Below are 23,048 nucleotides of genomic sequence, written 5' to 3'. Positions count from 1 at the left end.
GGGCCCGGCGCCGGCAGCGCCGCCGCTAGTCCGCTGCCGCAGCGGACTTCGCCGCCCGCCGTTCCAGCCGCTCCGCACGTCGCTCAGCGCGCGCCTGCTTCCGGGTCTTGCCCGCGGCGATCCGGTCCGCGTTGCGCTCGCGGGCCCGCTCGACCACGAAGTACAGCGCCGGCAGCACCACGAGCGTCAGCAGTGTCGAGGACACCAGCCCGCCGATCACGACCAGTGCCAGCGGCTGCGAGATGAACCCGGACTTGCCGGTGAGGCCGATCGCCATCGGCAGCAGCGCGAAGATCGTCGCCATCGCCGTCATCAGGATCGGGCGGAGGCGTCGTGTCGCGCCCTCGATCAACGCCTCACGCACCCGCAAGCCGCGCCGTCGGTACTGGTTGACGAGGTCGATGAGCACGATCGCGTTCGTCACCACGATGCCGACGAGCATGAGCAGACCGATGAGCGACGCGACGCCGATCGGGACGCCGGAGGCGATCTGCAGCAGGATCGCGCCCGTGGCCGCGAACGGCACCGACACGAGCAGCAGCAGCGGCTGGAGCAGGCTCCGGAACGTCGCGACCATGATCACGTAGACGATCAGCACCGCGACCAGGACCGCGAGGCCGAGCTGCGAGAACGCTGACGACTGGCTGGCGGCGACGCCACCGATGGAGGCGGTCGCGCCCTTCGGCAGGTCGAGCTCGTCGACGGCGGTCGTGACGGACTGCACGGCCGCACCCAGGTTGGTGGCGTCCGGCGACACGGTGATCGTGGCGGTGCGGGCGGCGTTCGTCGTGGTGACCGTGGTGGGGCCCTCGGACTCCTCCACCGTGGCGACGTCGGACAGCGGGACGGTGCCGGTGCTCGTCGGGACGTCGAGGGCACGGAGCGCGGCGATCGTGGTCGGCGGCTCGGGGTCGGCGATGTAGACGTCGAGCGTCGCGTCGTCGATCTCGATGCTGCCGGTGTCCCGCGGTGAGACGGCGGCGGCGACGAGGCCACCCACCTGGGTCTCGGTGAGGCCGAGTGACGCGGCCTCGGCACGGTCGACCCGGACGGCGAGGAACGGCTCCGCGGCGGACAGGTTGCTCGTGGCGCCCGTGGTGTCGGGGACCGATTGCATGGTCTTCAGCACCTGGCGCGACGCGGTCTCGAGCTGCGCCTGGGTCGGCGCGGTCACGTCGACCTCGATGTCGCTGCTGCCGCCGAACCCGCCGCCGGAGGACGCGATGGTGACCTCGCCGACGTCGTCGATCCGCGCGATCGACTTCCGGGCGTCGGCTTGGATCGTGGGCTGGTCGGCCTCGGCATCGGTCGTGACGGCGTACTGCACCGACGCGCTGCCGCCACCGCCGAACGCCGCCTGGATCGACTGGCCGCTCGTGCCGATGGTGGTCTGCACGGTCTCGACGCCGTCGACGCCCTGGAGCGCCCGCTCGACCTTGCGCGCGGATTCGGACTGGACGGCGAGGCTGGAGCCGGCCTTCAGGTCCTGCGTGACCGTGAAGGTGTTCTGCCCCGAGTCGCCGAGGTAGTTCGTGGTGACGAACGGCAGCGTGGCGACCGTGCCGCCGAGGACGACCACGGCGAGCAGGATGACGACGACCGGCTTGCGGACGACCCACCGGAGCACCGGCAGGTACACGCGGCGCAGGCGGTCCACCCGGCCGGCGTCGTGCAGGTCCGCGGCGGAGGCGAGCGCTCCCTCGGAGCGATCGCGCTCGGCATCGACCGCCGACGGTCCCGCCGCCGCTTCCGCGTCCGTGTCCGCCGCCGCTGCCGTCGCCTCGCCCGGCTTCACCTTCGACGGGCGCAGCCACCAGAACGCCAGCACCGGGACGATGGTGAGCGAGACGAACAGTGACGCGACGAGCGCCAGGGTGACCGTCACGGCGAACGGACGGAACAGCTCCCCCACGAGTTCGGCGACGAAGGCCACCGGGAGGAACACCGCGACGGTGGTCAGGGTCGAGGCGGTGACCGCGCCGGCGACCTCGCGCACGGCCTCCCGCACGGCCTGGCCGCGGTCGACACCGGGGACCATGTGCCGCTTGATGTTCTCGATGACGACGATGGAGTCGTCGACCACGCGGCCGATCGCGATCGTCAGGGCGGCCAGCGTGATGATGTTGAGCGTGTACCCGGCGGCACGCATGCCGATCGCGGCCAGGAGCACCGACGTCGGGATCGAGATCGCGGTGACGAGCGTGGAGCGCCACGACAGCAGGAAGACCAGGATGACGAGCACCGCGAAGGCGAGGCCGAGCAGCCCCTCCTCGGCCAGGGAGTCGATGGACTGCTGGATGTAGGGTGCCTGGTCGAAGACGACGGTGAAGCGGGGATCGCCCTCGATCTTGTCCTCGATGCCGGGCAGGGCGTCACGCACGGTCGTCGAGACGTCGACGGTGTTGGCCTCCTGCGTCTTGGTGATCGAGATCGTCAGGGCCTGCTCACCGTCCACCCGGCTGATCGAGGTGCGCGGCGACTCCGTGATCGCGACCTTTGCGACGTCGCCGAGCGTGGTGTCGGTCGGGGTGGCGGCGGTCGTGGACCCGCCCGTCGCGGCGTCACCCGTGGGCGCGGAACCGGTCGCACCCGTGCCGGTCCCCGTCGCACCCGTCCCGGTCGCGCCCGCGGCCGTACCGTCACCGGACGCCGTCCCGTCGGCACCAGCGGAGCCGGCCCCGTCCGAACCCGACGAACTCGACGAACTCGTCAGCGGCAGGGCGCGGATGTCCTTGAGCGAGGCGATCCGCTCGCCCGTCTGCACCGACAGCGTCGAGCCGTCCTCGGTGATCGTGCCGCCGGGGATCAGGGTGCCGTTGTCGTCGAGCGCGTCCGAGATCGCCGTCTGGGTGAGGCCACGGGCGGCGAGCTCGTCCTGGTCGGGCGTGATGACGACGCGACGGCCCGGGTTGCCGAAGACGTCCGCCTGCCGCACGCCGTCGAGCTTCTCGAGGTCGGGGATCGCCGAGGCCTGCAGCCGGTCGACGAGCTGCTCCTGGTTGCCGGACGCCGAGACCGCGACCTGCAGCACCGGCAGGTCGTCGAAGGACCCGGTGACGATCTGCGTCTGCACCGAGTCGGGCAGCGACAGCGCGTTCACCGCGGTCTGGATCTTGTCCTCGGCGCTGGCCAGGTTCGAGCCGTACTGGAACGACGCCGACACCACGCTCTGTCCGGTGGACGAGGTCGCGCTGGTGGACTCGAGGTCCGGGACGACCTGGATCGCCTGCTCGATCTTCGTCGAGACGTCGTTGGACACCACCTCGGGCGTGGCACCGGGGTACGCGCTGACGATCGCGACCTGCGGGAACTCGACGCTCGGGATGAGCTCCTGCTTGAGGTTCGACAGCGCGATGCCGCCGAAGACCGCGACGACGATGGTGACGAGCGCGATGAGGGCCCGGTTGCGGAGGCTGAAGACCGAGAGGAGGTGCACGTCATCGATCCTCGCAGCCGCAGCCCGTGCACGTCCGCATCAGGCCGTCGGGTCAGCCACCGAGTCAGCCACCGAGCAGCAGGTACGCGCCGAGCACGCCGACGGTGCCGAGCACGCCGCTGCCGAGGGCGATCACGCGGCCGACCGACGACCGGGCGGTGGCCACCCCGACGACGAGCACGAGGATGCCGACGACGATCTCGACCACCCAGGTGACCGGGCCGGTCGTGGCCACCACCTGCAGCAGCGCCCGCACCCCCTCGCCGATCAGGATCGCGGCGGTGACCCCGAAGGCTCCGGCACGCCAGCGGGCGTCGCGGGAGCGGACGAACACGGCGACGGCGCCGGCGAGCAGCCCCGCGGGGACGCCGAGCAGCACCCACAGGTTGGTGACGGACAGGAAGTCCGGGTAGCCGCGCAGGTTCGTCGTGGCCCAGTAGCCGACGTGCATGAGTTCGAGCAGCACGACGCCGAGCAGCATCGCGAGCGGCAGGGCGAACCGGCCGGCACGGACCCCGGCACCGATGCACAGCGCGACGGCGACGAGGAACCAGGGGCCGGCCGAGTTGGCGACCGACGACAGTGCGGGCACCGTCTGCCCGAACGAGGTCAGCACGCCGGCGAGCAGCGCGCCGCTCAGGGCCATCGTGACGCGCACCACGGCGGGCACCGCGGGGCACGGCTCGGACGGCGACGCGGACGACGGGGACGCAGCAGCGGCCGGAGCACCGGCGGACAGGGTCGCGTTCATGGCATCAGCATCGCCGCAGCCGTCCCGGGCCGCATCACCCCGGGGAGCGACATGGCGGGCGCATCTTCACCCCAGAGGATGACGTGCTGGCGTCACACCACGGCGGCGAGCGAGCCCCGCACCCCGGCGGACTCCCCACCGACCCGAGCCCACGCCCGTTCGAGCACGTCCACCAGACGACCGCGGTCCGCCGGCGCCATCGTGAACGGCACCCGCAGGAACCGTTCGAACCCGCCGTCCGGGCCGAACACGCCGCCGGACGCCAGCACGACCCCTTCGGACCGCGCGGCCAGCACGAGCGCACTCGACACCGGACGCCCGAGGCCCACCCACGTCGTCAGCCCGCCCGCCGGCGACGGGACGTCCCATTCCGGGAGTCGTGCCCTGAGCGCGCCCACGACGTCGTCGCGACCCTGTCGCAGGTACTCGCGCCGCGCCTCCAGGACGGCCGCCGTGCGTGGGACCAGCTCCCGCGCGACCAGCTGGTCGAGGACGGGCGTGCCGAGGTCGCCCGTCGGGCGGGCGGCGAGCAGCCGCTGCAGGAGGGCCGGTGCGGCCCGGATCCAGCCGATCCGCAGGCCGCCCCAGAACACCTTGTCGGCCGATCCGATCATCACGACCGACGCTCCCGACGGGTCCGCTGCTGCCAGCGGCAGCGACGGCGCGCCGTCGATCCGCAGCTCACCCATCGTCTCGTCGGCGACCACCGTCGTGCCGACCGACGCCGCGACGGACAGCAGGAGCTGGCGGGTCGAGGCCGTCATCGTCGCACCGGTCGGGTTGTGCAGCTCGGGCATGACGTAGGCGACGGCCGGGGCGGTCCGGCGCAGCGTCGTCTCGAGCGCGGCGGCGTCCCACCCGGTCCGCGCGTCGACGGGCACGCCGACGAGCCGTCCGCCGGCCTCGCGGAACGCCTCGTGCGCGTGCGGGTAGGTCGGCGACTCGACGAGCACGGCGTCCCCGCGGCGGACGAGCACCCGCGCGAGCAGGGCGATCGCGTGCTGCGCGCCGATCGTCACGATCACCTGGGACGGGTCGGTCGGCAGTCCGCGCTCGGTGTACCGGTCGGCGATGGCGGCGCGGAGCCCGGGGTCGCCGACGGTGTCGTACCCGATGCCGGCGAGCGCCGCGGGCACGTGTCGCACCGCCCGTTCGACGGCCTCGGCCATCCCCGGCGCCGAGTGCATCGCGGCCTTCCGCAGGTCGAGCAGCTCGCCGTCGACCACCCCGCCGAGCCGTTCCGGGTCGGGACGACCGATCAGGGACGCGGGCAGGTGGACCACGCTGCCGGAGCCACGGACCGACACGACGAACCCGTCGGACCGCAGTCGGGCGTACGCGTTCGCCACGGTCGTGCGGGAGACGCCGAGCGCGGTGGCCAGTCCGCGCTCCGCCGGCAGCCGCACGCCCTGCGCGACCCGGCCGTCGATGACGAGCACACGGATGGCGTCGGACAGGGCCTCGTACGCGGGGGCGTCGGTGCCGTCGCGCCAGTCGGTGAGCAGCAGGGCAGCAGATCGGGCACTCAGCAGCACGGGTGTCATGGGTCCACGGTAGCGCGATTGGCTCTCGACCAGCAGTCCAATCTGCGTCGACGATGAACCCATGTCCCGCAGCACCGCCCTCACGTTCCGCTTCGTCCAGCTCTTCGTCGGCCTGTTCCTCTACGGCGCCTCGACCGCGCTGCAGGTCCGCGCGGTCGTCGGCGTCTCGTCGTGGACCGTCCTGACGCAGGGCCTCGAGAACGTGGTGCCGTGGTCGTTCGGCGTCATCACCGTCGTGTCGAGCGGTGTGATCCTGCTGTTCTGGATCCCCCTGCGCCAGAAGCCGGGCATCGGCACCCTGCTGAACGCGCTGGCGATCGGGCCGAGCGCCGACCTGGTGCTCTGGCTCGTGCCGCAGCCGTCCGGGCTGCTCGCCCGGATCGCCCTGTTCGCCGCGGGACTGGTGCTGCTCGCCGTCGCGACGGCGTTCTACATCGGTGCGGGGTTCGGCACCGGGGCCCGTGACGGCCTGATGGTCGGGCTGCACGAGCGCCTCGGCTGGCCGCTCTGGCTCGCGCGCACCCTGGTCGAGGTGTCCGTCGTCATCGTCGGCTGGATCCTCGGCGGGAACGTCGGCGCAGGCACCGTCATCGCCGCGTTCGCGATCGGCCCGATGGTGCAGCCGCTCATGCCGTTCTTCCGCCGGTTCCCGTGGAGCCCCGAGCGCCGGGTCGTCCGGGAACCCCTTGCGGAGTCGCGAATCGCGATATAGCGTGACCTTCACAGACGCGATACATCGCGAGTTGGAGGAAGCAACATGACGCAGGAGAAGTGGCTCGTCGACGAGCCCAAGGTCATCGACACCGGCATCGTCCGCACACTCCGTGTCGGACTCGTCGGTGGTCAGGTGGACGTCGTGGCACACGACGAACCCACCGCCCGGGTCGAGGTCCACAGCGTGTCCGGCAAGCAGCTGAAGATCGAGGTCGACGGCGACACGCTCACCGTCGACCACCCGCAGATCCGGTGGGACGACCCCATCGGGTTCCTCAAGTCGTTCCGCGGCAAGGCCCACGCGGACGTCAGCATCCTGGTCCCCCGCGACGCCTCGGTGAACCTCGGTGTCGTCTCGGCGGGTGCGCTGCTGTCCGGCACGAACCGCGGCGCGATGCTCAACACGGTGTCCGGTGACCTCGTCGTCGACGGTGTCGCCGGCGACGTCACGGTCAACGCCGTCTCGGGCGCGACGACGATCCGCGAGCTCGACGGCGCCCTGACGGTCCACACGGTGTCGGGCGACGTCGTGGCCACGGGCGAGATCCCGCGGTTCCAGGCGGACGGTGTCTCGGCGGACGTCGTGCTCGACCTGCACGGCGTGCCGGAGTCGGCGCGCGTCAACACGGTCTCGGGTGGCGTGAGCGTCCGGCTCGAGGACGGTGTCGCCTACCAGTGCACCGTCAGCACGGCGTCCGGCAAGCTGCAGTTCGACGACTCCGAGATCCGCGGCGTGCGGGGCTCGTACGTCAAGCAGGGCGGCGAGCTGGCCGGCCAGTGGCTCGACCTGCGCGTGAACTCGGTGTCCGGCGACATCGCGGTCCTGCACGCCCCACCGGCAGCCGCCGAGCCGACCGCACCCCCGGTACCCCCGACCACCCCCGTGCCCCCGACGGTCCCGACCAACGACGGCGAGGTGCCCGAATGAGTCCCGTCTTCGCCCACGGCCACCTCCGCCTGTACCTGCTCGTGCTGCTGGCGGACCACCCGATGCACGGCTACGAGCTCATCCAGGCCCTCGGCGACCGGTTCGGCGGCACCTACGTGCCGAGCGCCGGCACCGTGTACCCGCGGCTCGCGAAGCTCGAGGAAGAAGGCCTCGTCTCGAAGACCGCCGACGGCCGCAAGACCGTCTACGCGATCACCGAGGCCGGGCGCACCGAACTCGCGGCCCGTGCCGACGAGATCGCTGCGGTCGAGTCCGGGGTCGCCGACTCGGTGAAGTCCCTGGCCGACGGCGTCCGCGCCTCGGTCGGCGAGGCGATGCGCTCCCTCCGTGCCGACCTCGCCGCCTCGGCGGAGAGCCCCGGCACCGGTTCCCACGAGGACCCCGTCTCGGTCCCGTCGGAGAGCGCCCGCGCCCTGCGCGAGCTCGAGATGGCGCTGTCGTCGTTCCGGCAGCAGGTCCGCGCGGACCTGCGCCGTCGTGCGACCCGCGGCACGCTCCGTGCGGACACCGTGACGCGTCTGCGTGACGGCCTGGAGGCCCTGCGCAAGTCGCTCTGACGGCCCGCGGCCGACAGGCGGTCGCGCCCCGTGCCTCCCGGCCGCCCGTCGCACCGCCCCACCCACGGAACCAGGTTCCGGACACAGCACCACGCCGATCCGTGGTGTCGTGACCGGAACCTGTTTCCGTCACGGCACGGGTGCGAACCCGTCCAACGCGGCGGCCACCGTCAGACGCTCCCCGTTCTCGATCCTGGTGATGGTCGTGCGCACGGCGGCGAGCTGCCGGGCGAGGCGGTCCCGCTCGCGTTCGAGCCAGGCGACGTGCGCGGTGAGGGCGGCGGCGTCGTCCTGCTCGCCGTCGAGGTCCCGGCGGATGTCGGGCAGCCCGAGGCCGAGGCCGCGCAGCAGCAGGATGCGCTGCAGCCGGACGAGTGCCCGGTCGTCGTAGCGGCGGAGTCCGCCGTCGCCGACCGCGGTGGCCGGCAGCAGTCCGATGGCGTCGTAGTGGCGGAGCGTGCGGCTCGACACCCCGGCGGATCGCGCCACGTCGGCGATGCCGTGGGGTGCTTTCGCAGCTGCGGTGGCGATGTCTGACGGATCCCTCATGCAGCCCACCGTAGAGGTTGACGCAGCGTCAACTGCAGGAGGTGATCGGGGTGCGGAGTCGACGACACGCGACCGACCGGGAATGACCACTCGGGCACCCGTGTTGACTCCCGCCCGGAACTGAGTAGGTTTGCCGCTCGTGACGAACGAGGTCCGGTCGCTGAAAGCGCGACTGATCGGGGATCCCCTCCCCTCCGAGAAGCTCGAAGGACAGCTCCTCCCGAAGCACCTGGCACTGCCGATCTTCGCGAGTGACCCGCTGTCCTCCGTCGCGTACGCACCGCAGGAACTGCTGATGATCCTGCTGCTCGGCGGGATGTCGTTCCTGACGTTCGCACCGTGGGTGGCCGCGCTCGTCGTGCTGCTGCTCGTGGTCGTCGTCGCGTCGTACCGGCAGCTCATCAAGGCCTACCCGTCCGGCGGCGGCGACTACGAGGTCGCACACCGGAACCTCGGCGAGAAGGCCGGGCTGGTCGTCGCGAGCGCACTGCTCGTCGACTACGTGATGACGGTCGCGGTGTCGGTGGCCTCCGGCGTGGACAACATCATCTCGGCGCTGCCGATGCTGAACGACGTCCGCGTCGAACTCGCGCTCGTGTTCGTCGTGCTCCTCGCCGCCACGAACCTGCGCGGCGTGCGGGAGTCGAGCAAGGCCTTCGCCATCCCCACCTACCTGTTCGTGGCGTCGGTCTTCGTGATGGTCGTCACCGGCCTGATCCGGGTCGCCGCCGGGCACGCCCCGGTCGCCGAGTCAGCCGGGTACACCGTCGACAACGTGGAGCACACCACGCAGGCGGCGTTCATCCTGCTGCTCCTCCGTGCCTTCGCCTCCGGCTGCTCGGCCCTGACCGGCGTCGAGGCCATCGCGAACGGCGTGCAGGCCTTCCGGCGCCCGAAGATCAAGAACGCGCAGGCGACCCTGGTGGCGATGGGCGGCATCGCGATCGTCCTGTTCATCGGGCTCATCACGCTCGCGCTCGTGTCCCGCGTGCACTACGCCGAACGCGCCTGCGACCTGCAGGGGTTCGCGGACTGCGCCACGACGCCGCAGCGCTCCCTGATCGCACAGATCGCGGCGGCGACGTTCGGTGACAACTCGGTGCTGTTCTTCGTCATCCAGGCGACGACGGCCGCGGTCCTGCTCCTCGCCGCGAACACGGCGTTCAACGGGTTCCCGCTGCTCGGCTCGATCCTGGCCCGCGACTCGTACGCCCCGAAGGCCCTGTCCACCCGCGGCGACCGGCTCATCTACTCGAACGGCGTCATCCTGCTGGCGCTCGTCGCTGCAGCGCTGCTCGTGGTGTACCGGGCGAACGTCACGAGCCTCATCCAGCTCTACATCATCGGCGTCTTCGTGTCGTTCACGCTCGGGCAGACGGGCATGGTCGTGCACTGGACGCGTCTGCTGCGCGCGGACCGGTCCGGCACCGCCGACCCGTCCGTCAACCGCGCGCAGGTGGTGCGCTCCCGCACCATCAACGCGATCGGTGCCACGTTCACCCTGGTCGTCCTGGTCATCGTCACGATCACCAAGTTCACGCACGGCGCCTGGCTCGTGTTCCTGATCATGCCGATCCTGTACGTGCTCATGCTCGGCGTGAACCGCTACTACCGCGACGTCTCGCACGAGATCGAGGCCGACGTCGAGACCGAGTTCGGCGCCACCGGTGACCACGCCGTCGTGCTCGTGAACAAGCTGCAGAAGCCCGTGCTCAAGGCCCTCGACTACGCGATCGCCGCCGAGCACGCCAGCTGCGAGGCGGTCCACGTGGCGATCGACGACGCCGACGCCCAGCACCTGCGCGACCAGTGGGCCGAGTACGGCATCCGGATGCCGTTGACCATCGTGCCGAGCCCGTACCGCGACATCTCGATGCCGCTCATCAAGTACATCAAGGCGCACCGACTCGAGCACGGCTCCGAGGTCGTCACCGTCTACACGCCGATCTTCATCGTCGGCCACTGGTGGGAGGGCCTGCTCCACAACCACCGCGGCCGTCGCATCCGCAAGAAGCTCCTGCTCGTGCACGGCGTCACCGTCGCGCTGGTGCCGTGGCTGCTCGACTCGTCCGAACTGCTGTACGGCCGCCGGTCGCGTCCGCTCCCCGGCCAGGAACGTCGCGGCGAGCCCGTGCGGCCGCCGCTCCGCCGGTCCCTCGCCGGCTCGGCCGGAGCGCCGGTCGACGGTGTCGTCGACGATCGCCTGGCCCGGTCCGCGCAGCGGAACAGCCTGCAGCCACGTCGCGCGACCCGTCCGGCCGGTCCCGCAGAGGGCGTCGACCCCGCGCAGTGCACCGGCGAGCTGCACGCGCTCGTGCCGACCTCGCCGCGCCGGGGCGACGAGTCGTAGCATCTGACGTCATGACGATCACCGACCTGCGGACGTTCGCCACGTTCGACGGCCACGGCGGCAAGGTGTCGAAGCGCGTCGAGGTGCTGGACCACGAGCCCGTCGCGGGCAGCCGCCACGAAGGACTCGTCGCCGTGCGCGGCGAACACCCCCTCGGCGCGCTCGACGAGCGCGCCGCCGACGAGTCGGCAGCGCTCTCGCGCGGCGTCCCCAGCGTCGGCTGGGTGGACCCGTCGACGCTGCGCGACTGGTACCGCCCGGACCGCGTGGTCATCACCCGGCTCGAGGCGCGGCAGTCCGGCATCGAGCCGGGTCTCTACGCCGATTCGCGCGGTCGCGGACGGGTCCGGATCGACGGCCTGGAGGCACGACTCGCCCCCGACGGTCGGCCCGCCTTCCGCGCACTGGCCGGTTCCGAGGCGCCCTGGGTGGTCGACGTCCCCCTGCCGACGGACCAGGCGGTGCGGCTCGTGGCGGTCGCCGAGGTCGACGAGGGCTTCGAGGTCGTGACCGCTCCGGTGTCCCCGTTCCTGCAGCCCGGCGAGTACGCGGCGTACGACGACGACGTCCCCGGTCTGCCGCCGCGGCCGTCGAGTGGCCGTGTCGTGGTGTCCGCGACCGTGCTGCTCGACGGCTCGCTGCACGAGGTCGAGCGGATCGACGAGCAGGCCGCGACGATCTGGGTCCGGCGCGAGGGACGGACCGTGCCGATCGCCACGAGTGCGGTCGGCCCGGACCTGGTGCGGTACTCGGCCACGCCGGTCTGACGGGGGACACGCCGCCTGCGGGATGCGTCGGAGGTGCGGCGTAGCGTCCTCGGCATGAGTGATGCAGAAGAGACCCTCGGCGGCGCCCGTCCGGACCCGTCGACCGACGCGAGCAAGGACCCCGAGCAGTGGGTCACCGGTGACGAGCCGATGACCGGACCGCAGCGCAGCTACCTCGACACCCTGGCCCGCGAAGCCGGCGAGGAGCTCTCCGCCGACCTGACCAAGGCCGAGGCCTCGGAGCACATCGACCGCCTGCAGCAGCAGACCGGCCGCGGCACGGACACCTCGGGTTCCTGAGAGCGGGTCCGCCCTTCGGCGGACCCCAGCCTGGGCATGTTCTGGTGATGTCCGGGCAGACCCCCGAACGAGGGGCATCGATGACGTGTCACCGGTTAGCTTCGTGGCCATGCGAACGACATCGACCTCCATCGGCCTGACCGCGCTCCGCATCGTCCTCGGGGTGGTGTTCATCGCCCACGGCGCGCAGAAGTTCGCCCAGGGCATCCCGAACGTCGCCCAGGGCTTCTCCGGCATGGGCGTCCCGCTCGCCGACGTCGCCGCGCCCCTGGTGGCCGGCCTCGAACTCGTCGGCGGCGTGCTGCTCGTGCTCGGCATCGCGACCCGCGTCGTGGGCGTCCTGCTCGCCGTCGACATGGTCGTCGCCGGGCTGTTGGCACACGCGACCGCCGGGTTCTTCTCGCAGGACGGCGGGTTCGAGTACGTGCTCGTCCTGGCGGTCGGGTCGCTCGTTGTGGCACTGACCGGACCCGGGCGGTTCTCGCTCGACGCGGTGTTCCTGGCGGCGTCCCGTCGCCGTCGTGGCGTGCAGGAGCCCCTGCCCGCCTGACCCGCCCTGCGCCGCCCTGCGCCGCCGCGTCGCGCCGCGTACCGCGGTGGCTCGTAACGTGCGAGCTTCCGTACTCGGTGCGTGCCCGTGTGGCTCGCACGGTGTCCGGAACCTCGCACCGTTCGCGCGGCACCTCGCACGGTGCGAGGTTGACCAGCTCACGCGGCGGCGAGCACGTCCATCACCTGGCGGGCGATGAGCCGTCCGGCCCGGTTCGCCCCGATCGTCGACGCCTGCGGCCCGTATCCCGCCAGGAACAACCGCGGCTCGTCGACCGAGCGCCCGTCCGCCACGACGACCCCGCCGGCCGCGGTCCGCAGGTGCAGCGGCGCGAGGTGCCGCAGGTCGGCCCGGAACCCGGTCGCCCAGAGCACCGCGTCGGCGTGCACGTGCGTGCCGTCGGCCGTCACCACGCCGGTCTCGTCCATCCGGGTGAACATCGGCTGGTCGCGCAGGACCCCGCGGTCGATGCCCGCCCGGATCCGCCGCGAGACCGGTACGCCCGTGCCGCTCACGATGCTCGGCAGCACCTCGCCGGCACGGGCGGCCCGGTCCTGCTCGTCGACCGCTGCGACCGCCGACTCGAGGTCGAGCGACGACGAGTCCGCCCACACCATCGGCCGTCGGGTGAACCAGTGGGTGGACCGCGCGACACCGTCGAGTTCGAGCAGGAAACCGATGGCACTCGTCCCGCCGCCGACCACGACGACGTCCTGCCGGGCGAACTCCGCGGCGCTGCGGTACTCGGTCGTGTCGAGCTGTCGTCCGCGGAACGCGCCTCGGCCCGGGTACCACGGCACGAACGGCGTGCCCCACGTGCCCGATGCGTTCACCACGACGTCGGCGCGGATCCGGGTCTCGGTGCCGTCGGCAGAGCGGGTCGTGACGCACAGTCGACCGTCCACGGTGCGCGAGACCGACGGCACCGAGACCGGACGCCGGACCCGCAGGTCGTAGTGCTGCTCGAACCGCCGGTAGTACTCCCCCACGACGTCCCGGGCGGGTCGTGACCGGTCGGCGTCGTCGAACTGCAGCCCCATCGCCCGCATCCCCGGCAGGTCGTGCACGCGGTGCGCCGCGCCGAGCCGCAGGGCCTCCCACCGGAACTGCCAGGCGCCACCCGTGCTCGGGGCACGATCGAGCAGCACCAGGTCGGTGCCGGGCACGAGCCCCAGGCGGCGCAGGTGGTATCCCACCGACAGTCCGGCCTGCCCCGCACCGATGACGACGACACGGGCGGACTGGTCGGCTGGGTTCTCGAGGGCTTCGGTCATCACTTCGATTCTCCTGTGCGCGGAGCCGTCGCGGCGACGTCCAGATCGAGGTACATGGTAGAGTGATCGGCAGATTTCAAACCACGAACCGTCTGGTTCCCCGAGTGATCTTCCGTCATTCGCCAGGACCGGACCAGAGCCGAACGAGGGGGTCACGCATGGGGCGCGGCCGTCAAAAGGCGAAGCACACCAAGGTCGCCCGTGAGCTGAAGTACTTCAGCCCGCAGACGAACTACGGTGCACTCGAGCAGGAGCTCTCCGCCGGACAACACTCCGATGACGATCTCGTCGACCGCTGGGCGGACCAGTACGGTCCCGAAGCGGCAGACGAATCCGACGAGTTCGAGACCGAAGCGGACCAGAACAAGTCCGCCTGACCTGCACAGCCGTCACGCCGCGCGCCTCCGGGCAGCGCGGCGTTTCTGCGTGCCCGGAGGGCCAGGTGCCGAGGCCAGACGGTCAGGCGCCGAGGCCGCACGACCTGTTCTCAGTCCGTGCGACCTCGAGCAGCCAGGATCAGGCCGCGTAGCTCCCGACGAGCCGCACGGCACCGCCGTCGACACCCTTGGCGCCCTGCTCGAAGCCGGTCAGGTCGCGGGCCGACGTGGCGATCGTGCCGACCGGCCACGCGGGCATCCCGGCGACGCCGAGCGACTCGATGACGTCCACCGCAGCACTGGCGGACACCACGGCGAACATGCCGATGCCCAGGTTCCAGGTGCCCTCGGTGTCCTCGATCGGCGTGCCGGCCATGTCGGCGAGCACGCGGAAGACGGGGAGCGGCTGCCAGGTCGAGCGGTCGACCTCGATCCACGAGCCGACGGGCAGCACGCGCGCCAGGTTCGCCGCGATGCCACCACCGGTCACGTGCGACAGGGAGTGCACGGCGCCCGGGTGCTGCTCGAGCAGCTCCAGCAGCGGCGTCGTGTACAGGCGGGTGGGCTCGAGCAGGGCTTCGCCGACCGAGACGCCGCCGAACTCGGCCAGCTGGTCGGTGTACCCGACCCCGCGCGACGCCAGGATGTGCCGGACGAGCGAGTACCCGTTCGAGTGCAGCCCGGAGGACTCGATGGCGAGCACGACGTCGCCGTCCTGCACCAGGTGGGCACCGAGCCGCGAACCGGCCTCGACGACACCCGTCGCGGCGCCGGCCACGTCGTAGTCGTCCGGGCCGAGCAGACCGGGGTGCTCTGCGGTCTCGCCACCGACCAGCGCGGTGCCCGTCGCCGAGCAGCCGCGGGCGATCCCGGCGACGATGTCGGCGATGCGGTTCGGGACGACGCGCCCGCAGGCGATGTAGTCGGTCATGAACAGCGGCTTCGCACCGACCACCACGATGTCGTCGACGACCATGCCGACCAGGTCCTGCCCGATGGTGTCGTGCTTGTCGATCGCCTGGGCGATGGCGACCTTGGTGCCGACGCCGTCGGTCGAGGTCGCGAGCAACGGGTGTGAGAAGTCCTTCAGGAACGACACGTCGTAGAGTCCGGCGAAGCCGCCCACGCCGCCCAGCACGTGGCTGTTGTGCGTCGCCGCGACTGCGGACTTCATGAGTTCGACGGCCAGGTCACCGGCAGCGGTGTCCACTCCGGCTTCGGCGTACGGGTTGGGCATGCGGAGTCCTTCGCGGTGACATGGCAGACTTGTTCGGTACCCCCCGATTCTACGGTCTGGAGCACACCCGCGAATGTGCGGCATCGTCGGCCTCGTTGCACAGGGCCCCGCCAACCAATCCATCTACGACGCACTGCTCCTCCTGCAGCACCGCGGGCAGGACTCGACGGGCATCGCCACGGTCGAGGGTCACGTGCACCACATGCACAAGACCCGCGGCCACGTGCGTGAGTCGTTCCGCACCCGCGACATGCGCGCCCTCCTCGGCACCATGGGCCTCGGCCACGTGCGCTACGCCACCAAGGGCGCGGCGAGCAACGAGGAAGAGGCGCAGCCGTTCTACGTGAACGCGCCGTACGGCATCGTCCTCGTCCACAACGGCAACCTCACCAACACGCGGGAACTGACGCGTGAACTGTTCGACATCGACCGTCGGCACCTCAACACCACGTCGGACACCGAGCTCCTGGTGAACGTGCTGGCGCACGAGCTGCAGGGACAGGTCCGCGGCACGGACCTCGACCCCGGGCAGGTCTTCGACGCCGTCGAGCGCGTGCACGAGCGGGTCGAGGGCTCGTACGCCACGATCGCCACGATCGCCGGCCACGGGCTCCTGGCGTTCCGCGACCCGTTCGGCATCCGGCCGCTCATCCTCGGCCACAAGTTCGACGAGGCCGGCCAGCCCGAGTGGGTCGTCGCGAGCGAGTCGCTGGTGCTCGAGTCCGGCGGCTACGAGATCGTGCGCGACGTCGCCCCCGGCGAGGCGATCTTCATCGAGATGAACGGGCAGATGCACGCCCGGCAGTGCGCGAAGAACCCGCGGCTCGTGCCGTGCTCGTTCGAGTACGTGTACCTGGCCCGGCCCGACTCGGTCATGAACGGCATCTCGGTCTACGACGCCCGCCTGCGCCTCGGCAACCGGCTGGCGGACACCATCGAGCAGTACGCGCCGACCGGTGACATCGACGTCGTGATGCCGATCCCGGACTCGTCCCGACCGGCGGCCATGCAGGTCGCACGGAAGCTCGGCATCGAGTACCGCGAGGGCTTCTACAAGAACCGCTACGTCGGCCGGACGTTCATCATGCCGGGCCAGGCGGAGCGCAAGCGGTCCGTCCGACAGAAGCTCAACGCGATGTCGTCGGAGTTCAAGGGCAAGAACATCCTGATCGTCGACGACTCGATCGTGCGCGGCACGACGAGCAAGGAGATCGTGGAGATGGCCCGCGCCGCCGGTGCGAACGAGGTCACCTTCACGAGTGCCGCTCCCCCGGTCCGGTTCCCGCACGTCTACGGCATCAACATGCCGACGCGCGACGAGCTCATCGCGCACGACCGGAAGATCCCGGAGATCAACCGCGTGCTCGGCAGCGATCACCTGATCTACCAGGAGATCGGCGACATGCGGGACGCCATCATCGAGGGCTCCGACGTGACCGACCTCGAGATGAGCTGCTTCACGGGCGAGTACGTCACGGGCACCGTGAGCCCGGAGTACCTGTCCTGGGTCGAGGCGAACCAGCTCAGCTAGGTCGCGTCCGAGACGCACCCACCTGACAGACGGGAGGCCCGTGGCGGTGTCGCCACGGGCCTCCCGTCTGTCAGCGGTTGCGGCTACGGCCGCTGGTCGCCGTGCTCGTCGATCTCGCCGTCGACCGTCTCGGGCGGCAGCTCGACCTCGACACGCTCCGCCGTCAGGCGGGCCGCGCGCCGGGCGAAGACCCGGTCGAACACGACGGCGACGACCGCGCCGACGAAGGCGCCGATCGTGACGCCCCACAGGCTGAAGTAGCCCACCAGGCTGCCGAAGCTCGACTCCTCCTGCTGGCCACCGAGGTTCATGGTGAGCGAGACGACGATCAGGGTCGCGATGAACCCGAGCACCGCACCGCCGACGATGAACACCCCGAACTTCGGGGCACGACGGATCGTGACCTCGTCAGAGGTGGAGACGGCGTTCGGCGCAGGGGCCGGGACCGGCTGGTCGTCGGGTCGATCGGTGTTGCTCACCCACCCATTGTCCCCCACTGTGGGACGTCTCCCGGCCTGTCCGCGCAGTCCGATCCAGGAGAGGATGATCCGTACGCGTTGGTATCCCAAGGGCTGGAGGTGACACGGATGCGAGAACGGACCGTACGGGGGCGAGGTCGCACCCCGAGCACCCCGGCACGCGTGACCTGGCCCGTGATGCAGCGCCACGAAGAGGACCGTGCCGTGTCCGTCGTCGCGGAGCACCAGTGGAGCGTCGCGCTCGTCGGCGCCCCGGGTCTCGGCAAGAGCACCGTCGCCGCCCGCGTCACCGACCGCGTCGCCGGACGGGACGCCACCGGGCGCACGGTCGTGGTGCCCATCACCGCCGTCGCCTCCGGGCGGTCGATGCCCTTCGGCGCGATCTCGGACCGCTTCGGCGAGCTGCCGGCGACCCTGTCCGAACTGTCCGACGACGCCGGGGCCGAGCAGCGCCTCCGGGCGATCGCCGACCTGGCGGACCGCGACGTCCTGCTGCGCGTCGACGACGCCGACCACCTCGACGCGATCTCCGCCCGGTACGTGGCGTGGCTCGTCCGGCACCAGGGTGCGCGGCTCGTCCTGACCTGCCGTGACTTCACCGCGCTGCCGGAACCGCTCCGCGCCCTGTGGCAGGACGACCTGCTCGAGCGCATCGACCTCCAGCCGCTCACCCTGCGCGAGACGTCGGCCCTGGTGGCCGAGGCCCTCGGCTCGCAGCTCGAGAACGCCTCGGCCGAGCGGGTGCACCGCGCGACCGCCGGCAACCCGCTCTACCTGCGCGAGGTCGTCCGCGCCGCCCGCACCTCGGGCGCCCTCGAGCACACGGCGTCCGGGTGGTACTGGCGCGGCCGGGTGACGGCGTCGAACAGCCTCGCCGACATGTACCGGACGGAACTCGGCTCGTTGCCGGAGGACCTGCGCGACGTCGTCGACATCGTGGCACTGGCCGACCCGATCCCGCTCGCGCGGCTGCTCGGCCTGGTCAGCGGCGGCGACGTCGACCGCGTGGTCGCGCTCGGGCTGGTCCGGATCGACTCGCTCGACGACGGCGCCGCGGTGGCCCGTCCGCAGCACCCGCTCGTCGGCGACGTGATCCGCAGCCTGGTGCCGGTCGCCCGCCGCACGGCACTCTTCGCCCGCGCGAACGCCTTCCGCGCCGACAGTCCCGAGGGCGCCCCGCCCGCCGCACGGTTGCGGTCGGCGCTCTGGGCGCTCGACTGCGGCGTCGTGCCCCCGGTCGAGCAGCTGCTCGACGCGGCGCAGGTCGCGGTGCGGCTGCAGGAGCACGAGAGCGCGATCGCCCTGACCTCCGCAGCGCTCCGGCGGACGCTGCACCCGAACGAGCAGGTCGCCGCGCGCTGCCTGCGGTCGCTGGCCTACTCGTACACCGACGGGCGCGAGGCCGGTCGCGCCGACGCCGAGGCCGCCTGGGCCGTCGCCCGTGCGGACCCCGGCACGGTGGACGACGCCCTCGTGGTCGAGGCCTGCGAGATCCTCGCCAACATCCGGCAGTTCCACGACGACGACGTGCTGGCAGCGGTCGCGCTCACCGACGTCGCCAGCCGCCTGGTGTCCGGCGAGGCAGTCGAACGGCTCCGCCTGCTGCGCCTTGCGCACCTCGGCTGGGGCGGCCGGTTCGACGAGGTCCGCGCCGAGCTCGAGCGCAGCGGCATCGTGCACGCGCCGACGATCCCGTTCGCGTTCCTGTGCGTCGCCCCCTGCGCGATCATGGCGCTCGCCACGGCCGGTCGGCTCGACGACGCGTCGGCCCTCGGTCGCCGGGCGCTGGCCACCGCGATCGAGCACCTCGAGGACGCACCGTGGAGCGTCGGCGAGATCGTGTCCGTGCTGCACCAGGTGCAGGTCTGGCGGGGCGACCTCGCCGACCTGCTCACCGAGGTGCCCGTCCGACGGTCCAACCCGTACCTGAAGTACGACTTCACCCTCGAGCTCATCGGCGACGGCAACCTCGCCATCGGCCAACGGCGCTGGGACGACGCGATCGCGGCGTTCTCGGCCGCCTGCGAACGGTACGACGTCGCGGACCACGGTGGCTTCGCGGCCTACCCGTGGGCACGGCTCGCGATGGCGTACGCCTACGCCGGTCGCACCGAGGACGCGACACGTGCGCTCGACCGGGCGCGGGCCACGCCGCAGCGGGCGATGCGGATCACCGGGGAGCAGGTCGCGGTGACGATCGCCTGGACCGAGGCGGTGCTCGGCAACCCGGCGGGGCTCCGGCACGCCGACGACATCATCGACCGCGGGACGGCGAGCGGTGGGTGGACGCACGTCATGTACGCGCAGACGCTGCACTACGCGATGGACATGCTGAACGGACGCGAGACCGGCACCTCGCTCGGTCGGATGCGCGAGGCCGCCGCTCGGGTCGACGGTCCGCTGGCCGCGGCGATCGTGGAGTACGCCGACGCCCTGACCGCACGCGACCGGACGCGGGTGATCGCGGCGCAGGGGGTGCTCGCGTCGCACGGGATGGCGGTCACGGCCGGCCGGCCGAAACCACCGCTGACGAACCGTGAGTACCAGGTCGCCGAGCTCGCGGCGCAGGGGCTGAGCAACCGACTGATCGGCGAGGAGCTCGGGCTCTCGACGCGGACCATCGACGCGCACCTGTCGCGGGTGTTCGGCAAGTGGGACCTGCATGCTCGGTCGGAGCTCGCCGGACTCTTCTGAGTCCACTCGTGACGCAAGAACGTTGCGCATTGCAGCACGACGCGCCGCGGCGGTTGACACGTTGTGTGGAACATCGCGTACCTTGGTCCCTGTCGCCGGGTTCGGACCCGTTCGGGTCGGGTCCGAATCCCGGCGACTTCAAGCGTAGGTTCGCAGTGCATGCGCCCGCATCGGTAGGGACTACCTAATTCGGTTCGTCCGCCTAGGGAGTTCCTGGACGCGATTAGAGCTCGACCCGCACCGGCAGGAACGCCGCCAGGTCCGCACGCGAGCCGGAAGCGCTCACGCGCGACTGCGCGACGGCCTCGTCCCAGGTCAGCTCCGCGGTCGCGAGCGCGAGCCAGGTCGTGGCGTCCGTCTCGACCACGTTCGGCGGCGTGCCACGGGTGTGGCGCGGGCCGGGGACGGCCTGGACCGCGGCGAACGGTGGCACCCGGACCTCGACGCTGTTGCCCGGCACGTCGTCGGCGAGGCGCTGCAGGGTCCACCGGACGGCCGTCGCGACGGTCGCCCGTGCCGTGTCGCCCTGCTGCACCGCGGTCAGTGCGGCGCGGCCGGCGGCGTCCTCGATCCTCCTGGGTGGCATCTCCACAGATGCTAGCCGTCGCCTCGCGGGGGGCGAGTCCTGATCGGTAGGGTGATCGGGTGCGAATCCTCGTCCTCGGTTCCGGTGCCCGCGAGCACGCGATCATCACGGCCCTCCTCGCTGAACAGGCGGGCCACGTCATCACGGCTGCTCCCGGCAACGCCGGCATCGCCGCCGACGTCGAGACCGTCTCCCTCGACCCCACCAACGGTGCACTCGTCGCCGAGTACGCGATCGAGAACGGCGTCGAGCTGGTCGTCGTCGGGCCCGAAGCACCGCTCATCGCCGGTGTGGCCGACCCCGTCCGCACCCGGGGCATCCCGGTCTTCGGGCCGGGCAAGGCCGCCGCGCAGCTCGAGGGCTCGAAGGCCTTCGCCAAGCGCATCATGTCCGAGGCGAACGTGCCCACCGGCCGCCCGGTGTACGCCGGCACGGCGGAAGAGGCCGTCGCCGCGATCGACGAGCTCGGCGCACCGTACGTCGTGAAGGCCGACGGGCTGGCCGCGGGCAAGGGCGTCCTCGTGACCGAGGACCGTCAGGCCGCGATCGACCACGCCACCTACTGGCTGCAGCACGGACACGTCGTGGTCGAGGAGTTCCTCGACGGCGAAGAGGTCTCGCTGTTCTTCCTGAGCGACGGCCACGACGTCCGCCCGCTCAGCCCCGCGCAGGACTACAAGCGCCTGGCCGACGGCGACCTCGGGCCGAACACCGGCGGCATGGGCGCGTACTCGCCGCTGCCGTGGCTGGCCGATCGTTGGGCGTCCGAACAGGCCTTCGTCGACGAGGTCACCGAGCTGGTCGCGCTGCCCACCGTCCGTCGCCTCGAGCACGAGGGCACCCCGTTCGTCGGGCTGCTCTACTGCGGGCTCATCGTCACCGAGCAGGGCGTCCGGGTCATCGAGTTCAACGCACGCTTCGGCGACCCGGAGACCCAGGTCGTCCTCCCCCGCCTGGCGACGCCGCTGAGCGGACTGCTGCTCGCCGCCGCGACGGGCCAGCTCGGGGGCACCCCGGCACCCTCGTTCCGTCCGGATGCGGCGGTCACGGTCGTGCTCGCGAGCGAGGGCTACCCGGAGAACCCGCAGACCGGCCGTCCGATCACCGGCATCGACGCCGCGAACGCCCGCGACGGCGTCTCCGTCGCACACGCCGCCACCGGGGTGCTCGACGACACGCTCGTCGCCACCGGCGGTCGCGTGCTCAGCGTCGTCGCGACCGGAGCCGACTTCACCCAGGCACGGGAGCGCGCCTACGCGGGCCTCGGCGACATCACCCTGCAGGGCGCGCAGTACCGCACCGACATCGCCGCGAAGGTCACCCGATGAGCGCCGCGCCCGTGATCGCCGGCTGGGACCACGTCTCGTCGGGCAAGGTCCGCGAGCTCTACGTGCCGACCGGTACCGCCGACATCCAGAGTGCGTCCGAGCTGCTGCTCGTTGCGTCCGACCGGGTCAGCGCCTACGACTTCGCACTCGAGCCACCGATCCCGGGCAAGGGCGAGCTGCTCACCCGCCTGTCGCGCTTCTGGTTCACGCAGCTGAGCGACGTCCCGAACCACATCATCGGCCCGTCGTCCGGTGGCACCCCCGTGCCGGCCGAGGTCGAGTCGCGGTCGATGCACGTCATGCCGCTCGAGATGTTCCCCGTCGAGTGCGTCGTGCGCGGGTACCTGGTCGGCAGCGGCTGGGCCGAGTACCAGCAGACCGGCAGCGTCTGCGGCGTCGCCCTGCCCGACGGGCTGTCGAACGGCGACCGCTTGCCCGAGCCGATCTACACCCCTGCCCACAAGGCACCGCAGGGTGAGCACGACGAGAACATCTCGTACGAGCAGACCGTCGACCTGGTCGGCGCCGAGGTCGCGGCGACCCTGCGCGACCTGTCGCTGCACGTGTACACCGAGGCGGCGGCGATCGCCCTCGAGCGCGACGTCGTGATCGCGGACACCAAGTTCGAGTTCGGGCAGGACGCCGACGGCCGGATCCGGATCGCGGACGAGGTCCTGACCAGCGATTCGAGCCGGTACTGGGACGCCCGGGCCGACGGTCGGACGGACTCCTTCGACAAGCAGATCGTGCGCGACTGGCTCAGCGCCAACTGGGACCGCCAGGGCACGCCCCCGGTGCTGCCCGAGGCGATCGTGTCCCGCACCGCCGCGCGCTACGCCGAGCTCATCGAGCGCCTCGGCGCCTAGCTGATTCCTGCTGCGGGCCTGCTGCTGCGTGCCCCGAGCGTGCCCCGACCGGGCCCCGACCGGTCACGACACCCCGCTCACATCCGGCGACCGGTCACGAGCCGTCGTTCAGACCCCCGCCGCCCGACCGTTCGTGACCGCCCGGCGGCGCGCCGACGGCACGTCGTGACCAGTCGACGAGCGACCAGTCCTGACCTACCGACGACCGG

At 71.7% G+C, this 23,048-nt stretch carries 20 protein-coding genes; 12 read left to right on the top strand and 8 right to left on the bottom strand.

The window, feature by feature from the left end:
• Positions 1 to 25: 25 nt before the first annotated feature.
• The 3 genes from DEJ14_RS03355 to yczR all read right to left on the bottom strand — a co-directional run bounded on the left by DEJ14_RS03355 (position 26) and on the right by yczR (position 5,731).
• Positions 26 to 3,436, bottom strand: coding sequence for an efflux RND transporter permease subunit (locus DEJ14_RS03355; protein ID WP_111085554.1), 3,411 nt, complete (start codon positions 3,434 to 3,436; stop codon positions 26 to 28).
• A gap of 64 nt (positions 3,437 to 3,500) precedes the next feature.
• Positions 3,501 to 4,187 carry a DUF6518 family protein gene (locus tag DEJ14_RS03350; protein WP_111085555.1) on the bottom strand — a complete coding sequence of 229 codons (687 nt, stop codon included), beginning with the start codon at positions 4,185 to 4,187 and terminating at the stop codon, positions 3,501 to 3,503.
• A 92-nt stretch (positions 4,188 to 4,279) separates the two neighbouring features.
• Positions 4,280 to 5,731, bottom strand: coding sequence for a MocR-like transcription factor YczR (gene yczR, locus DEJ14_RS03345; protein WP_111085556.1), 1,452 nt, complete (start codon positions 5,729 to 5,731; stop codon positions 4,280 to 4,282).
• A 61-nt stretch (positions 5,732 to 5,792) separates the two neighbouring features.
• On the opposite strand from yczR, the gene yczE reads away from it, so the two are divergent.
• Genes yczE through DEJ14_RS03330 form a run of 3 tightly spaced genes read left to right on the top strand, consistent with a single transcriptional unit; the run spans position 5,793 to position 7,951 of the window.
• Positions 5,793 to 6,443 (top strand): membrane protein YczE, encoded by a 651-nt coding sequence (gene yczE, locus DEJ14_RS03340; protein WP_111085557.1) that lies wholly within the window; start codon positions 5,793 to 5,795, stop codon positions 6,441 to 6,443.
• A gap of 45 nt (positions 6,444 to 6,488) precedes the next feature.
• On the top strand, positions 6,489 to 7,373 hold the full coding sequence (locus DEJ14_RS03335; RefSeq protein WP_111085558.1) for a DUF4097 family beta strand repeat-containing protein: 885 nt from the start codon (positions 6,489 to 6,491) through the stop codon (positions 7,371 to 7,373).
• On the top strand, positions 7,370 to 7,951 hold the full coding sequence (locus DEJ14_RS03330; RefSeq protein ID WP_111085559.1) for a PadR family transcriptional regulator: 582 nt from the start codon (positions 7,370 to 7,372) through the stop codon (positions 7,949 to 7,951). The genes DEJ14_RS03335 and DEJ14_RS03330 overlap by 4 nt, the downstream gene beginning before the upstream one ends.
• A 129-nt stretch (positions 7,952 to 8,080) precedes the next feature.
• On the opposite strand, the gene DEJ14_RS03325 is transcribed toward DEJ14_RS03330, so the two are convergent.
• On the bottom strand, positions 8,081 to 8,500 hold the full coding sequence (locus tag DEJ14_RS03325; RefSeq protein WP_111085560.1) for a MerR family transcriptional regulator: 420 nt from the start codon (positions 8,498 to 8,500) through the stop codon (positions 8,081 to 8,083).
• A gap of 130 nt (positions 8,501 to 8,630) precedes the next feature.
• Here DEJ14_RS03325 and DEJ14_RS03320 point away from each other — a divergent pair, with 130 nt between their 5' ends.
• From DEJ14_RS03320 to DEJ14_RS03305, 4 genes are all read left to right on the top strand, one after another.
• A complete protein-coding gene (locus DEJ14_RS03320) occupies positions 8,631 to 10,850 on the top strand; it encodes an APC family permease (RefSeq protein ID WP_111085561.1) in 2,220 nt (739 codons plus the stop codon).
• Positions 10,851 to 10,861: 11 nt separating this feature from the next.
• Entirely contained in the window at positions 10,862 to 11,617 is a 756-nt protein-coding gene (locus DEJ14_RS03315) for a hypothetical protein (RefSeq protein WP_111085562.1), read from the top strand.
• 54 nt (positions 11,618 to 11,671) lie between these two features.
• Positions 11,672 to 11,917 (top strand): DUF3072 domain-containing protein, encoded by a 246-nt coding sequence (locus tag DEJ14_RS03310; protein WP_111085563.1) that lies wholly within the window; start codon positions 11,672 to 11,674, stop codon positions 11,915 to 11,917.
• A gap of 109 nt (positions 11,918 to 12,026) precedes the next feature.
• Complete coding sequence (locus DEJ14_RS03305; protein WP_111085564.1) at positions 12,027 to 12,467, top strand: DoxX family protein; 441 nt, start codon at positions 12,027 to 12,029, stop codon at positions 12,465 to 12,467.
• A 158-nt stretch (positions 12,468 to 12,625) separates the two neighbouring features.
• On the opposite strand, the gene DEJ14_RS03300 is transcribed toward DEJ14_RS03305, so the two are convergent.
• Positions 12,626 to 13,741: an NAD(P)-binding domain-containing protein gene (locus tag DEJ14_RS03300; RefSeq protein WP_111085565.1), complete on the bottom strand. Its 1,116-nt coding sequence runs from the start codon at positions 13,739 to 13,741 to the stop codon at positions 12,626 to 12,628.
• Between the two features lie 158 nt (positions 13,742 to 13,899).
• Between DEJ14_RS03300 and DEJ14_RS03295 the strand changes: the two genes are divergently transcribed.
• Positions 13,900 to 14,118: a DUF3073 domain-containing protein gene (locus DEJ14_RS03295; protein ID WP_111085566.1), complete on the top strand. Its 219-nt coding sequence runs from the start codon at positions 13,900 to 13,902 to the stop codon at positions 14,116 to 14,118.
• A 139-nt stretch (positions 14,119 to 14,257) separates the two neighbouring features.
• Here DEJ14_RS03295 and purM read toward each other — a convergent pair whose 3' ends face one another.
• A complete protein-coding gene (gene purM / locus DEJ14_RS03290) occupies positions 14,258 to 15,355 on the bottom strand; it encodes a phosphoribosylformylglycinamidine cyclo-ligase (RefSeq protein ID WP_111085567.1) in 1,098 nt (365 codons plus the stop codon).
• 73 nt (positions 15,356 to 15,428) lie between these two features.
• Here purM and purF point away from each other — a divergent pair, with 73 nt between their 5' ends.
• A complete protein-coding gene (gene purF, locus DEJ14_RS03285; protein ID WP_111085568.1) occupies positions 15,429 to 16,886 on the top strand; it encodes an amidophosphoribosyltransferase in 1,458 nt (485 codons plus the stop codon).
• A gap of 83 nt (positions 16,887 to 16,969) precedes the next feature.
• On the opposite strand, the gene DEJ14_RS03280 is transcribed toward purF, so the two are convergent.
• Positions 16,970 to 17,365 (bottom strand): hypothetical protein, encoded by a 396-nt coding sequence (locus tag DEJ14_RS03280; RefSeq protein WP_111085569.1) that lies wholly within the window; start codon positions 17,363 to 17,365, stop codon positions 16,970 to 16,972.
• A 162-nt stretch (positions 17,366 to 17,527) separates the two neighbouring features.
• On the opposite strand from DEJ14_RS03280, the gene DEJ14_RS03275 reads away from it, so the two are divergent.
• Positions 17,528 to 20,059, top strand: a complete 2,532-nt coding sequence (locus DEJ14_RS03275; protein WP_146249762.1) for a LuxR C-terminal-related transcriptional regulator — start codon at positions 17,528 to 17,530, stop codon at positions 20,057 to 20,059.
• Positions 20,060 to 20,282: 223 nt separating this feature from the next.
• Here the strand turns inward: DEJ14_RS03275 and DEJ14_RS03270 are convergent, their stop codons facing one another.
• Entirely contained in the window at positions 20,283 to 20,645 is a 363-nt protein-coding gene (locus DEJ14_RS03270; protein ID WP_111085605.1) for a sterol carrier family protein, read from the bottom strand.
• Positions 20,646 to 20,704: 59 nt separating this feature from the next.
• Here DEJ14_RS03270 and purD point away from each other — a divergent pair, with 59 nt between their 5' ends.
• Both purD and DEJ14_RS03260 read left to right on the top strand, forming a co-directional pair.
• Positions 20,705 to 21,973 (top strand): phosphoribosylamine--glycine ligase, encoded by a 1,269-nt coding sequence (purD, locus tag DEJ14_RS03265; protein WP_111085571.1) that lies wholly within the window; start codon positions 20,705 to 20,707, stop codon positions 21,971 to 21,973.
• Positions 21,970 to 22,839 (top strand): phosphoribosylaminoimidazolesuccinocarboxamide synthase, encoded by an 870-nt coding sequence (locus DEJ14_RS03260; protein ID WP_111085572.1) that lies wholly within the window; start codon positions 21,970 to 21,972, stop codon positions 22,837 to 22,839. The genes purD and DEJ14_RS03260 overlap by 4 nt, the downstream gene beginning before the upstream one ends.
• Positions 22,840 to 23,048: the final 209 nt, after the last annotated feature.

Source organism: Curtobacterium sp. MCJR17_020 (assembly GCF_003234365.2).
Classification (GTDB): domain Bacteria; phylum Actinomycetota; class Actinomycetes; order Actinomycetales; family Microbacteriaceae; genus Curtobacterium.
Note: the sequence above shows the minus strand (reverse complement) of the source record. Positions and strands in the feature narration are given on the sequence as shown.